We start from the raw sequence: 13,278 nt of genomic DNA on the forward strand, positions 1-13,278 counted from the left end.
CCGGACATGGTCATTGCCCCAACGCGTTCTGCATGGCTCCGGCCAGCACGTTGACCGCGAGGCCGGCGTTGCCGGATTGGCAGACTTTCGCCTGCAGCAGAACGTTCTCCCGCAGCCGGGTCTGCGCGAAACAGCGGCGATCGGTGCCCGCTTCCTGCTTGACCCACGCCTCGTCCGCCGGGCCCGCCTGCGCGCCCGCGAAGCTCCACACCTCGGTCCGGCCGTCCTCGAGGTGCATCGCGGTGGTCTGGCCCGAGCAGCCGGCGGTCCGGTCGACGACCCGGTGGAACGCCCGTGACGCGGCCTCGGCGGTCGCGAATACACCCACCACCTGCTTGGCCGCGTGGCTGTCATCGGTGGCCGTCGTCTGCGCCACGGCGCCGTTGAACGACGCCAGGTCCGGGTCGCCGTACACCTCGGGCAGTCCGATGTCGGCCCAGTTGTTGCACGCCGGGAGATCGACGAAGAAGCCCTGGAACGGCGCGGTGAAGGTGGACTCCCAGCCCATCGGTGCGCCGACCACATTGCCCACGGATCCCTTGCCCAGTACGGCGTACGACACCACACCCGGGTCCGACGGCCTGGCGGCAGCGGCCGGCGCCAGGGCCAGGGCCGCGGTGACGCAGGCTGTGAACCAGATCGGGCGCGCAGTCATGGCTTCGATGATGCCAGTTGCGGCCCTCGTGTCAGCCGGTCAACCGGGCGGTGGCCCCCGCATCGACCGGCAGGACCGTCCCGGTGATGTGGGTGCTGTCCGGGTGCGCCAGGAACATGACCGCCCGCGTGATCTCCGCGGGCTTCATGAAGGGCACCGGCTGCAGGTGCAACGACGCGAACACCGATTCCACGTCGGCGAGCGTCGGCTTTTCCAGATCGGGTCGCATGGTGCCGAACAACGCGTCGTTGAAGGTCATCGGGGTTTCGACGTTGCCGGGCGCCACCGCGTTGACGGTGATGCCGTACCCGGCCAGATCGTGCGCGGCGACCTTGGTCAGTCCGATGACGCCCCACTTCGAGGCGGCATACGCGGCCTGCGCGAAATTACCGCTGCGGCCCAGCATCGAGGACACCGTGACGATCCGGCCGAATCCGCGCGTGATCATCCCGGGCGCCACCGCGGCGATGGTGTTGAACGTGCCGGTGAGATTGGACCCGATCACTTCATCCCACTGTGCCGACGGGACATCGGGCAGCATCGCGATCGCACTGACGCCGGCATTGGTGACGGCGATGTCCACGCGCCCGAGCTCCGACTCGGCGCGGGCCACGAACTGCTCCAGCGCACCGCGGTCGGCCGTCGACAGTTTCGCTGTGAGACAACGCCTTCCGGTCGCCTCGACCATCTCGGCCGTGGTGGCCAGATCCGCTTCCGTCGCCAACGGGTATGCGATCTGGTCGCTGTTCTCGCACCGGTCGCAGATGGCGATATCCGCGCCCGCCTCGGCGAGTGCCACCGCGTGCGATCGGCCCATTCCTCGTGCGCCGCCGGTGATCAGCGCAACGCGGCCATCAAAGTCGCCCATACCGCTCCTATCTCAGTTCGGCTTGCCGGTGACCACGCAGTGGGTCCGGCTGTAGATGGTGGGCATGCACAGATTGCAGTGTGTGCAGCCCGATTTCACCGTCTTGTCGGCTTGGATACGGCCCAGCAGGTCCGGTTCGGCGAGCAGGGCCCGGCCCATCGCAACGAACTCGAAACCCTCGGCCATGGCCAAATCCATGCTCTCGCGGTTGGTGATGCCGCCGAGCAGGATCAGCGGCATCGACAGTTCGGCCCGGAACTGCCGGGCCTGCTCGAGCAGGTAGGCCTCCTGGTACGGGTACTCGCGGAAAAACTTGTGGCCGCTCATCCGGATGCCCCAGCTGATCGGCGGCCTGAAATTCGCGGCGAACTCCTTGACCGGGGCATCACCACGAAACAGGTACATCGGATTGACCAACGAACTGCCCGCGGTGAGTTCGAGCGCATCCAGGGCGCCGTCCTCTTGCAGCCAGGTGGCCGTCTGCAGCGACTCCTGGATCGGGATACCGCCCCGGACGCCATCGCTCATGTTGAGTTTGGCGATCACCGCGATCCGATCACCCACAGCCTCCCGTACGGCCTGCACCGTGCCGCGGGCCACCTTGGCCCGGTTGTACAGCGAGCCACCGAACTCATCGCGGCGCTTGTTGATCAACGGCGACAGGAACGAGGACGCGAAGTAGTTGTGGCCCAGGTGCACCTCGACGGCGTCGAACCCGGCGTCGATCGCCAACCGGGCGGCGTTCGCGTGCGCGGCCATCACCTCGTCGATATCGGCCCGGGTGGCCTTGCGGGCAAAGCGCATCGACAGCGGATTGAACAACCGCACCGGCGCCAACGCCGTGGCCTTGTTGGTGCGGGCATTGGCGACCGGGCCGGCATGCCCGATCTGCGCGCTGATCGCCGCCCCCTCGCCATGCACCGCCGCGGTCAACCTCTGCAGCCCCGGGATCGCCTCCGGGCGCATCCACAACTGCCACCCATCGGTACGCCCACCCGGGGCCACCGCGCAATAGGCCACCGTCGTCATCCCCACCCCACCCGCAGCGGGCAGCCGGTGATAACGGATCAGATCATCGGTGACCAGCGCATCCGGCGTCGCCGCCTCGAACGTCGCGGCCTTGATGACCCGATTACGCAACGTGATCGGACCGAGCTTGGCCGGCTGGAAGGGATCGGGTGCCATTCTGCGCGGATTCCTTTCGATAAGTCGTGCTGCAACAACGTCTTTCACGGCTTAGCACCGTGCTGGGTGGCAGTTCCGGGCGGAATCTGGAACGGGTCGGCGGCCTGGCCGGACAGATTGGCGAGCGCACCGATCAGGAAATCCGGCGGATTGACGATCTCGGACAGCCGCGGCATGTTCGGGTCGAGGGCCGATGTGGTGAGCATGTTTTCGCCGAGCCGCCGAAGGGTGAGGTCGAACGTCGAAAAGACGTTGAGATAGTCGCCTCGAACGGCGTTACGCAGGTACTTCTGGGAGAACGGGAACGTGGGCAGGATTTCCAGATCGTGAATGAAGTCGTCGGCGTTGTCGTTGAGGGCCTTGATGATGGGAAATGTGTCCTTGACATCGGTAGCGAAGTCGTCCTTGGTCTGCGACAGAACGCGTTCGGCAGTCGACGCCAATCGGCGCAGTGCGGCGAACGCCGCGACGATGTCGGCGCGATTTCGGTTCAGGGCATCGAGTGCGGCGGGCAGCGTCTCCAGCGTCCGCGCCAGCGCGCCGGCGCCGTGCGCCAACGCTGCCGCTGTCCGGTCGACGCCTTCGATCGCCGTGATGATGGTGCCCGTTTGCGCATCGAGGAAGCCGGTCAACTCGGCCAGCTTCGCCACCAATCCGGTGAACGTCGTCGCGCGGCCGGCCACGGCGGCGTAAGCCTCGTTCGTAATATCCTGCAGGGCACCGAGATTGCCGTTGTTGACGATGACACCGAGCGCGGCCAGCACCTCTTCGGTGGTGGGATAGTGACCTACCCGGCTGAGCCGGAGGTACGCGCCGTCGGCCAGCTTGGCGGCTGCCGGCCGCGCGGTCGGGGGCACCAGTTCGACGTGCTGGGAGCCCAACAGCGAGGTTTGCCCGACCATCACCGACACGTTTTCGGGGAGATCCACGTGGCGGTCCAGCGAAAGACGAACGGCCGCATACACGGTGCTGTCGGCGCGCTGCCTGACGGCGACGCCGGAGACGCTTCCCACTGTCACGTCGCCGACCTTTACCGGCGAATTCTGCGGCAGGCCAACGACGTTGTCCAGCTCGACGGTCACCTCGAAGGAGCCCGGGCCGTGGCCGGCCGTGCCCGGCAACGACAGGGAATTCAATCCGTCGAACTGGCACCCCGACAAAGCGGCGGCAACACAGGCCAGGATCGCGCGGCCGCGCAGCCCGATACGGCGATCACCCATTCTCCGAGCACCGGCCCTTCGATGGGTCGGGAGCTCCGCCGATGGGAATGATGATGTCGCTACCCGCCGGCCCGCTGAGCTTGATCTTGCTGGAGCAGAAGAAGATGTTGAAGAACGCACCATACGCGCCAAGTGAATTGAGCCGCAGATAGCTCTCGGCGAGGGGCTCGATGGCGGCGTTGACCTCCGCCTTGCGCTCGTAGACCCGCTGCGCGAAGGGACGCACATTCTCGAGGACGCCCTGGACCGGCCGCCGGGAGCGTTCGAGCATCTGGGTCAGCTCCGCCGACGACGCGGCCAGCGGGCCGATGGCTCCGGCGATGGGGTCACGGTCATGCGCCAGACCGGTCAGCAGTTGCTGGAGCGTGTCGATACTGGTGCCGAACTGCCGGCTCTTCGAATCCACGCTGCCGAGCACTGTATTGAGGTTGGTGACGACGTCGCCGATGAGCTGATCGCGGCCGGAGAGATTCTGCGCGAAGTTTCCTGTCGTCGAAAGCAGTTGGGACACAGCACCGCCCTGGCCCTGGAGCAGATCGATGACGGCGGCGGTGATGGCGTTGACCTTGTCGCCGTCGAGGCCCTTGAGCACGGGACGCAGGCCGCCCAGGAGCGCGTCGAGATCCACGGCGGGCTGGGTGTGACTCAGCGGGATGGTCGCCCCCGCAGCCAGCTCGTGCAAATCTCCTGCGGCGAAGGCCAATTCGAGATAACGGTCGCCGGTGAGGTTCAGATAGCGGATGACGGCCCTGGTCGACGTGTACAGGCGGTAGCGCGAATCGACACTGAACAGCACGTCGACGGTGTTGTCGGGACGCAGCGACACCCGGTCGACCTTGCCCACCGGCAACCCGGCCATCCGCACGTCCTGCCCGGCTGTCAGGCGTGAGGCGTCGGCGAAGCGGGCGTGATACCGCTCGCCCGCCCCGAACCGGAACTGGCCGAACACCACCACGAGCGCGGCGGCGACCAACAGCATCACCACGGTGAACGCAGTCACCTTCGCACCGGCGGTCATCGACAACTCCTTAATTAGTGATCCAGTGGTACACTAATTAACGGGGTGACGTCAATGGCATCGCCAACAGTCGGGTGCTGTGATGATGGACCCGTGAGCAGTCAGTCAGGTCCGGGTCGGCCGCGGGACGCGAGTATCGACGACCGCGTACTCACCGCGACCCGGGAGCTCCTGTCGGAGGTCGGGTTTCAGGCATTGAGCATGCGGCTCGTCGCGCAACGCTCCGGCGTCACACGCGCCAGCCTGGCGCGACGCTGGCCGTCGAAGGCCGCGTTGGTCATCGATGCGGTGATGGGCGTGGCACCCGACCTGACGCCGTTTGATGGAACCGATGTCTACGGCTGGATAGATTTCGTCGTCCGGGGCAGCCGTGCCCTGTTCAACCGCCCCGACATGAAGGCTGCGGCACCCGACCTGACCCAGGCTTTGGTCGAAGACAAACAGCTGGGGCGATCGCTGTGGAATCGGTTCACGGGACCGGCGGTCGAACTGTTCGCCGACGACGTCGGAGCACAAACCGCTGAGGAGCGGCGCAGTGCGGAACTGGACGCGCGCGCCGTCCTGATCATGGCGGCGGGTGCCGCCATGTACGTGTCGACCATCGCCGCCGACGACGACTCCACCGAGCTCGAGGAACGGATCGTCGAACTGCTGACCACCGGCTATCGAGCAGTGGCCGCGAACCGCCCGGCGGCCGACGGACAGGCCTAGCGCAGACGACAGGCCGCACCCTGGTCGGGCACGGCCTGTCGTGTGATGCGGGACTGGTTGGGTCAGCGACCCGGCTGGGTGGGGCCGGGCTGGCCCGGCGCTTGCGGTCCGGGGCCACCGGGGCCCTGACCACCGGGACCACCCGGGCCCTGCCAACCGGGACCGTTGGGCCCCTGCCAGCCCGGACCGCCCGGGAACATCGGGTGCCACATGCCGCCGCCGCGCGGTCCATGACCCTCGCGGAACTCGGCGGTGCCCTGCCCGCGGTGGTGCTTGTGCCAGCCGTGATGGCCGCCGCCGGAGTGCGCGCCGAGGACGAAGCCCGAGAAGAAGATCGTCGTGACGATGAAGACGATGCCCGCGACGATGCCGACCCAGGCGAGCACCTTGTTCAGCTTGCTGGGCTTGTGCTCGGCGGGCGGTGCAGCCACTGCGGTGGCCGTTGCTACGGGCGGGAACGAGTCCGTCGGGGTGTCCGGCGTCTCTGGCGTTTGGTTAGGGGTTTCCTCACTCATGTCATCGATGATCCGTCCATCAACCACTGCGGTGGCTAGGTTGCGCGTAAGAATCAGCTATGAGGCGCGCGGCGCGGTAGCGTGGCCTGTGTAGCGGAGCTTCGGCCGGGCTTTGGGGGCCGGCCGACGCTCCGATATCAGACGCGGCAGAAAAGGTGCGATGTCCAGAACCACCCTGCGCGCCGCGGCCCTCGCGTGCGGCACCGCGTTGCTGCTGACCCTCACCCCGGCGTGTGCGAAGAACTCCGCCACGCTCACCGGGCCGGCTCCGACCGCATCACCGACCGCCCACGCGCCGTCACCAACGCGCCAGAACAAATCCGGGCTACCCGTCTGCGAACTGTCGTCGCTGCCGACCGAGGCGGCCACCACCGTCAACCTCATCCACCGCGGCGGGCCGTTCCCCTATTCGCGGGACGGCATCGTGTTCGGCAACTTCGAACGCCGACTACCGAACCAGCAGCGCGGCTACTACCACGAGTACACGGTGCCCACGCCCGGCGCGAAGACCCGTGGCACGCGACGGGTCATCACCGGCGGCGAGCCACCGACCGACCCACCCGAGTTCTATTACACCGGCGACCACTACGAGACGTTCTGCCAGATCGGAGGAGCGTGAAGACGTTCACCGTGCGGGGTGCGCGGATCCATTCCCGCGCAGACCTTTTCACCGAGCTGGGCCACGCGGTCAACGGCGCCGGCGGCTACTTCGGCAGTAATCTGGATGCCCTGGCCGACTGCCTCGGCGGCGGCTTCGGCACGCCGGACGACGAGCCGTTCCGCTTTGTCCTGGCCGACAGCTCAAAAGCCAAGAAGGCCTTGGATTCTCACACCTGGACGGGGCTGCTCGACGTTTTCGACAGCGCCGGGATCGACCTGGTGCTGCGCTGACAACAGCGTCTACGGCTTGGCCGGATTCACCGCGAACTGGATGACGCGGTACGGCGCGGTATCGCGCGGCGTGGTGTTCCACTGGCTGACGAGGATGCGCAGTTCGTCGAGCGTCGAGCCCGGCGAGATGTAGCCGCCGTACGGCTGCGCCAGCTGATTGTCCTGCGGCTCAGGCAGTTCGTCGGCCTGCTCCGGCCAGCCGCCGGCCACGACGACGGTCGTCACGGGAGCGGTGCCGAGTTCCGTCGGCGTATTCGCGACGCGGACCTCCATGTTGCCGGTGCTGCTGTTGAAGTAGGACAGCACCGTCTTGCCGTCGACCTGCTTCATGCTCATCTCACCGATCAGGTCGCCCCACAACGGAGTCGGCGGTTTGCCCCAGCCGCCGCGCGCCGACCAGCCCTGCCAACTGGACCTGTCGGTGAACGCCTGCGGCGTGGCCCGGTAGAGGTAGGCCGGGCTGCTGCGGTCGAAGTTGTTGGCGACCAGGTAAACCCAGCCGCGCGGCGAGTCCGTGGTGGGGACCGGGTCGTAATAGCCCGTGATCTGACTCTGCGCTCCCCCGGCATATCCGGCCGGCCGCACAGAGCCCGGCACGGTCGGCCAGGCCGTGCGCGCCGGGTCGGCCTTGACCAGTCGCGAGCTCTCCGGTTTCAGGTCACGCGTGGTGGTGATCAACAGGTAGTTCTCCCGGTTGATACTCACCACGCCGGCCGGAAGTTGTGACGTGCCAGGAGTTTTGGCGTCGGCCAACAGCGGCTTGTCGACGCCCATGACGCCGCGGTACCGCAGTCCGTCCGGAGAGTTGACGGAGTCGGTCTCGACGTGCAGCGCAACGGGCGCATACCAGCCCCCGAATCCGACACCCTGCCCCGCGAAGCTGTCGCCGCAGATCTGCAGGATGCCGCTCGGAAACTCCATGAACTCGCAGAGGTCCGTCGCACCGATGCCGTAATCGGCTGTCGGCGTGCCGGTTCCGGCCACCGGTCCGATGCGTGTCACCTGCCCGACAAGCAGTGGTTTGAGCACCGGCGTCGGTACCGGCGCAGGCGGATCGGCCTGCGCCGCCGGCACCTGCATGCCGAGCCCGAGCACCAGCGCCGCGATCGACGCTGCCCCCGCCCGCAAGATCAGCGCGAGGCGAGCAGTTCGGCGATCTGAACAGTGTTGAGCGCCGCGCCCTTTCGGAGGTTGTCACCCGAGACGAACAGGGCCAGGCCGCGACCGTCGGGCACGCCCGGGTCCTGGCGGATGCGGCCCACCAGCGAGTCGTCTGCGCCGGCGGCAGCCAGCGGCGTCGGCACGTCGACAAGCGACACCCCGGCCGCGTCGGCCAGCAGTTCGCGGGCCCGCTGCACCGAGAGCGGCTGCGCGAATTCGGCATTGATCGACAGCGAGTGCCCGGTGAACACCGGCACGCGCACGCAGGTACCGCTCACGGCCAGCTCCGGGATGCCGAGGATCTTGCGGCTCTCGTTGCGCAGCTTCTGGTCCTCGTCGGTCTCGCCCGAGTCGTCGTCGACGAGCGAACCGGCCAGCGGGATGACGTTGAAGGCAATGGGCGCAACGTATTTCACGGGCGCCGGGAACTCCAGTGCCGATCCGTCGTGCACCAGCTGCTCGGCGCCGCCGATGACGGCGCGGGCCTGCGAGGCCAGCTCGTCGACCCCGGCGAGCCCGGAACCGGACACCGCCTGGTAGCTCGACACGATGAGCCGGGTCAGCCCGGCCTCGTCGTGCAGCGGCTTGAGCACCGGCATGGCGGCCATGGTGGTGCAGTTGGGGTTGGCGATGATGCCCTTGGCGAGCTGCTTACCACGGACGTCGCGGTCGAAGTTGACCTCCGAAACCACCAGCGGCACATCGGGATCCTTGCGCCACGCCGACGAGTTGTCGACGACGATGGCGCCGGCCGCGGCGAAGCGCGGCGCCTGCACGCGCGACATGGTCGCGCCGGCGGAGAACAGCGCGATGTCCAGACCCGAAGGGTCGGCGGTCTCGCTGTTCTCGACCTCGATCTCCTGGCCGCGGAACGTCAGCTTCTTGCCCTCGGACCGCGCCGAGGCGAAGAACCGCACGGAACTCGCCGGGAATTCGCGCTCCTCGAGGAGCTTGCGCATGACCTGGCCGACCTGGCCGGTCGCACCCACCACACCGATGTTCACCATGACTAGCGCCCCGTCCCGCCGTATACGACTGCGGCCTCTTCGCTCGCGAAACCGAAGGCCTCGTGCAGCGCCGAGACGGCCGTGTCCAGCTCGGTGTCCTTGACCAGCACCGAGATTCGAATCTCGGAGGTCGAGATCAGGTCGATGTTGACGCCGACCTCGGCCAGCGTCTCGCAGAACTTGGCGGTGACGCCGGGGTGGCTGCGCATACCGGCGCCCACCAGCGACACCTTGCCGATGTGATCGTCGTACAGCACCTGCGAGAAACCGATCTCGTCCTTGAGGGACGTCAGCTTCTCGACGGCGCCCGGGCCGTTCTCGCGCGAACACGTGAAGGTGATGTCGGTCTTGCCGTCCTCCACCTTCGAGATGTTCTGCAGCACCATGTCGATGTTCACGTCGGCGTCGGCGACCGCGCGGAACACCTTGGCGGCATAGCCCGGAACGTCGGGAACGCCGACGACGGTGACCTTCGCCTCGCTGCGGTCGTGCGCGACTCCGGTGAGGATGGCGTCTTCCATGGGGATGTCCTCGATCGATCCTTTGACGATGGTTCCGGTCTTGTTGGAGTACGAGGACCGGACGTGAATCGGAACGTTGTAGCGGCGGGCGTATTCCACGCAGCGCAGCATCAACACTTTGGCTCCGCAGGCCGCCATCTCCAGCATCTCCTCGAAGGAGACGGTGTCCAGGTGGCGGGCGTTGGGCACGATGCGCGGATCGGCGGTGAAGATGCCGTCCACGTCGGTGTAAATCTCGCAGACGTCGGCGTTCAGCGCGGCGGCCAGCGCCACGGCGGTGGTGTCCGAGCCGCCACGACCCAGCGTGGTGACGTCCTTGCTGTCCTGGCTGACGCCCTGGAAGCCGGCGACCAGCACGATCAGGCCCTCGTCGAGGGCGTCGCGCAGGCGGCCCGGGGTGACGTCGATGATCTTGGCGTTGCCGTGTGTGCCGGTCGTGATGACGCCGGCCTGCGAGCCGGTGAACGACCGGGCCTGCGCGCCGAGCGACTCGATGGCCATGGCGACCAGGGCGTTCGAGATGCGCTCACCCGCGGTGAGCAGCATGTCCATCTCCCGGGCGGGCGGCGCCGGCGATACCTGGCGAGCCAGATCCAGCAGATCATCTGTGGTGTCGCCCATGGCCGAGACCACGACGACGACGTCATTGCCGGCCTTCTTGGTTTCGACGATTCGCTCGGCGACTCGGCGGATCCGCTCGGCGTCAGACACCGAGGATCCGCCGTACTTCTGGACGACGAGCGCCACTGTTCGCGTTCCTTCTCTGAATTGGCAGCAAGCATTCGCATCAATGCTGCCCACAAGGATAAGGGAGGGACGAAGCCGTTTTTGTTGCCCGGTCGCCTGCCCGACCTGCAACGCGCGAGACCTTCGTCACTCTCGCCCGGGTCAGAAGATGTCGGTGAGCTTCCGCTGCGCCGGGCAGGCGTCGGTCAGCGCCTTCATCTGTTCGGTGATCTGCACGTTGATCGCCGACAACTGGTAGGCCTCTGTCGGTGCGGGGGCGCCGGGCGCCCGGCCCTGGGCGGCGATCCGGTAGGCGTCCAGCGCTGACGTGAACTGCGAGGCCAGGGCCGCCAGCTGCACGGCGTTGGCGGCGACCTTGTCACCGGTCACCTTCTGCGCGCGTTCTGCCATGCCGTCGGCCCACGCCCGGTAGGCCGTCTCCTCGGCGATGGTCGGGACGCCGCCCGAGTTCTTGTCGATCTTCGACTCGATCTGCGCGGCCTGCGCCTTGTTGTAGTCGAGCATGTCGCGCACCGGCTTGCACTCCGGCGTCGGCCCGCGGAACTCGGTCTGCCACACCACGAGGCCGATGACGACGGCGAGCGCGACCGCGATGCCGATCTTCCAGCTGCGGTCCAGGCTCAACAACCATCTCGTCAACACGGTCGAACTGTATCGGCACTGTGAGCGCGCTGCCCATTACACCTGGCCAGCAGGTTGTCTCGGGACAACGTGACCGGGTTTTGGGGAACTACTGGACGGGAGTAAACTGACCGGTGATGTATAGCGCGCGGGTGCTCCTCCTCGGACGCCGCGACGGGGTCTGATCCGACCGGCCTCCCGTCGCGGGGGTTTGAGATGCGCCGGTCCTGACCTTCTAGGTCCCATCCAGACAGACCGGAGCAAAAAACCGTGACCACCTACTCTCCCGATTCTTCTGCCGACTCGTTCTCGTCGGTACGCGCCATCACCACCCCGTCCGGCCCGCGCCGCGAGGGCCAGCCGTCCTGGAACACCCAGCGCAACTCCGCGATGCCGGTCAACCGGTACCGCAGCTTCGCCGCCGAGGTCGAGAACATCTCCCTGCCCGACCGCACGTGGCCCGACAAGGTCGCCACCGTCGCGCCCGGCTGGTGTGCGGTCGACCTGCGCGACGGCAACCAGGCCCTGATCGACCCGATGAGCCCCGAGCGCAAGCGCCGGATGTTCGACCTGCTGGTCCGCATGGGCTACAAGGAGATCGAGGTCGGCTTCCCGTCGGCCAGCCAGACCGACTTCGACTTCGTCCGCGAGATCATCGAGCAGGGCGCGATCCCCGACGACGTCACCATCCAGGTGCTGACGCAGTGCCGGCCCGAGCTGATCGAGCGCACCTTCGAGGCCTGCAACGGCGCGCCGCGCGTCATCGTGCACTTCTACAACTCGACGTCCATCCTGCAGCGCCGCGTGGTGTTCCGCGCGGACCGCGATGCCGTCAAGAAGATCGCCACCGACGGCGCCAAGCTGTGCGTCGAGGAGGCCAAGAAGTACCCGGGCACACTGTGGCGGTTCGAGTACTCGCCGGAGTCCTACACCGGCACCGAGCTGGAGTACGCCGTCGAGGTGTGCAACGCGGTCGCCGAGATCGTGCAGCCCACCCCGGACTGGCCGCTGATCGTCAACCTGCCGGCGACCGTCGAGATGGCAACGCCCAACGTCTACGCCGACTCCATCGAGTGGATGAACCGGCACCTGGCGCCGCGCGACTCGATCATCCTGAGCCTGCACCCACACAACGACCGCGGCGAGGGCGTCGCGGCCGCCGAGCTGGGTTACCTGGCCGGCGCCGACCGCATCGAGGGCTGCCTGTTCGGCAACGGCGAGCGCACCGGCAACGTCTGCCTGGTGACGCTGGGCCTGAACCTGTTCAGCCGTGGCGTCGATCCGCAGATCGATTTCTCCAACATCGACGAGATCCGTCGCACTGTCGAGTACTGCAACCAGCTGCCCGTCGCCGAGCGCCACCCCTACGGCGGCGACCTGGTCTACACGGCGTTCTCCGGCAGCCACCAGGACGCCATCAACAAGGGCCTGGACCAGATGAAGGTGGATGCCGACGAGGCCGATCAGGACGTCGACGACATCCTGTGGCAGGTGCCCTACCTGCCCATCGACCCGAAGGACGTCGGCCGCACGTACGAGGCCGTCATCCGCGTGAACTCGCAGTCCGGCAAGGGCGGCGTCGCCTACATCATGAAGGCCGACCACGGGCTGGTGCTGCCGCGCCGGCTGCAGATGGAGTTCAGCCAGGCCATCCAGAAGATCACCGACGGTGAAGGCGGCGAGGTCTCCCCGAAGGAGATGTGGGACGTCTTCAACGAGGAGTACCTGGCGCCCATCACCCCGCTGGAGCGCATGCGGCAGCGCGTCGACGCGGCCGAAGAGGATGGCGGCACCGACACCATCACCGCCATCGTGAAGATCGACGGCGAGGAGCGCGAGATCGTCGGCGCCGGTAACGGTCCGCTGGCGGCCTTCACCGACGCGCTGGGCGCCGTCGGCTTCCACGTCAACGTGCTGGACTACTCCGAGCACGCCATGTCGGCCGGCGAGGAAGCACAGGCCGCGGCCTACGTCGAAGCATCGATCGGCGGCAAGACGGTGTGGGGCGTCGGCATCGCGCCGTCGATCACCACGGCGTCGCTGCGGGCCGTCGTGTCGGCGGTGAACCGGGCCGCGCGCGGCTAGTGTCCTGCGCCGGGAATTCGTTGAAGATATGAACCGAGTCGTTCGAAGATCTCGTCGGCGGTCTTGGTCCAGT

General features: G+C 67.3%; 14 protein-coding genes. 4 read left to right on the plus strand and 10 right to left on the minus strand.

Annotated features, from left to right (window positions below):
- Positions 1 to 10: 10 nt before the first annotated feature.
- Genes ACJH6J_RS22290 through ACJH6J_RS22310 form a run of 5 tightly spaced genes read right to left on the minus strand, consistent with a single transcriptional unit; the run spans position 11 to position 4,946 of the window.
- Positions 11 to 655 carry a sensor domain-containing protein gene (locus ACJH6J_RS22290; protein WP_406801868.1) on the minus strand — a complete coding sequence of 215 codons (645 nt, stop codon included), beginning with the start codon at positions 653 to 655 and terminating at the stop codon, positions 11 to 13.
- Between the two features lie 31 nt (positions 656 to 686).
- On the minus strand, positions 687 to 1,523 hold the full coding sequence (locus ACJH6J_RS22295; protein WP_406801869.1) for a mycofactocin-coupled SDR family oxidoreductase: 837 nt from the start codon (positions 1,521 to 1,523) through the stop codon (positions 687 to 689).
- 12 nt (positions 1,524 to 1,535) lie between these two features.
- Positions 1,536 to 2,708: an NADH:flavin oxidoreductase gene (locus tag ACJH6J_RS22300; RefSeq protein WP_406801870.1), complete on the minus strand. Its 1,173-nt coding sequence runs from the start codon at positions 2,706 to 2,708 to the stop codon at positions 1,536 to 1,538.
- Between the two features lie 44 nt (positions 2,709 to 2,752).
- Entirely contained in the window at positions 2,753 to 3,928 is a 1,176-nt protein-coding gene (locus ACJH6J_RS22305) for an MCE family protein (RefSeq protein WP_406801871.1), read from the minus strand.
- Positions 3,921 to 4,946, minus strand: a complete 1,026-nt coding sequence (locus ACJH6J_RS22310) for an MCE family protein (protein ID WP_406804534.1) — start codon at positions 4,944 to 4,946, stop codon at positions 3,921 to 3,923. The genes ACJH6J_RS22305 and ACJH6J_RS22310 overlap by 8 nt, the downstream gene beginning before the upstream one ends.
- 93 nt (positions 4,947 to 5,039) lie before the next feature.
- On the opposite strand from ACJH6J_RS22310, the gene ACJH6J_RS22315 reads away from it, so the two are divergent.
- Positions 5,040 to 5,657: a TetR/AcrR family transcriptional regulator gene (locus ACJH6J_RS22315; RefSeq protein ID WP_244602194.1), complete on the plus strand. Its 618-nt coding sequence runs from the start codon at positions 5,040 to 5,042 to the stop codon at positions 5,655 to 5,657.
- A 62-nt stretch (positions 5,658 to 5,719) separates the two neighbouring features.
- Here the strand turns inward: ACJH6J_RS22315 and ACJH6J_RS22320 are convergent, their stop codons facing one another.
- The gene (locus ACJH6J_RS22320; protein WP_167837902.1) at positions 5,720 to 6,172 is read right to left on the minus strand and encodes a hypothetical protein; all 453 of its coding nucleotides are present in this window, start codon (positions 6,170 to 6,172) and stop codon (positions 5,720 to 5,722) included.
- 160 nt (positions 6,173 to 6,332) lie between these two features.
- Here ACJH6J_RS22320 and ACJH6J_RS22325 point away from each other — a divergent pair, with 160 nt between their 5' ends.
- Together ACJH6J_RS22325 and ACJH6J_RS22330 are read left to right on the plus strand one after the other, a co-directional pair.
- Positions 6,333 to 6,791 carry a ribonuclease domain-containing protein gene (locus ACJH6J_RS22325; protein ID WP_267324276.1) on the plus strand — a complete coding sequence of 153 codons (459 nt, stop codon included), beginning with the start codon at positions 6,333 to 6,335 and terminating at the stop codon, positions 6,789 to 6,791.
- Positions 6,788 to 7,063 (plus strand): barstar family protein, encoded by a 276-nt coding sequence (locus ACJH6J_RS22330; RefSeq protein WP_406804535.1) that lies wholly within the window; start codon positions 6,788 to 6,790, stop codon positions 7,061 to 7,063. Before ACJH6J_RS22325 ends, ACJH6J_RS22330 begins: the two co-directional genes overlap by 4 nt.
- 9 nt (positions 7,064 to 7,072) lie before the next feature.
- On the opposite strand, the gene ACJH6J_RS22335 is transcribed toward ACJH6J_RS22330, so the two are convergent.
- From ACJH6J_RS22335 to ACJH6J_RS22350, 4 genes are all read right to left on the minus strand, one after another.
- Positions 7,073 to 8,143 (minus strand): DUF4185 domain-containing protein, encoded by a 1,071-nt coding sequence (locus ACJH6J_RS22335; RefSeq protein WP_406804538.1) that lies wholly within the window; start codon positions 8,141 to 8,143, stop codon positions 7,073 to 7,075.
- A gap of 50 nt (positions 8,144 to 8,193) precedes the next feature.
- Positions 8,194 to 9,231, minus strand: coding sequence for an aspartate-semialdehyde dehydrogenase (locus ACJH6J_RS22340; protein ID WP_138250969.1), 1,038 nt, complete (start codon positions 9,229 to 9,231; stop codon positions 8,194 to 8,196).
- 2 nt (positions 9,232 to 9,233) lie between these two features.
- Positions 9,234 to 10,499: an aspartate kinase gene (locus ACJH6J_RS22345; protein WP_061001435.1), complete on the minus strand. Its 1,266-nt coding sequence runs from the start codon at positions 10,497 to 10,499 to the stop codon at positions 9,234 to 9,236.
- 141 nt (positions 10,500 to 10,640) lie between these two features.
- Positions 10,641 to 11,141 (minus strand): hypothetical protein, encoded by a 501-nt coding sequence (locus ACJH6J_RS22350; protein ID WP_406804536.1) that lies wholly within the window; start codon positions 11,139 to 11,141, stop codon positions 10,641 to 10,643.
- 249 nt (positions 11,142 to 11,390) lie between these two features.
- On the opposite strand from ACJH6J_RS22350, the gene leuA reads away from it, so the two are divergent.
- Complete coding sequence (gene leuA, locus ACJH6J_RS22355) at positions 11,391 to 13,205, plus strand: 2-isopropylmalate synthase (RefSeq protein ID WP_406804537.1); 1,815 nt, start codon at positions 11,391 to 11,393, stop codon at positions 13,203 to 13,205.
- The last annotated feature ends 73 nt before the right edge of the window (positions 13,206 to 13,278 follow it).

Origin of the sequence: Mycobacterium sp. SMC-18 (assembly GCF_045310895.1) — a bacterium.
GTDB lineage: Bacteria > Actinomycetota > Actinomycetes > Mycobacteriales > Mycobacteriaceae > Mycobacterium.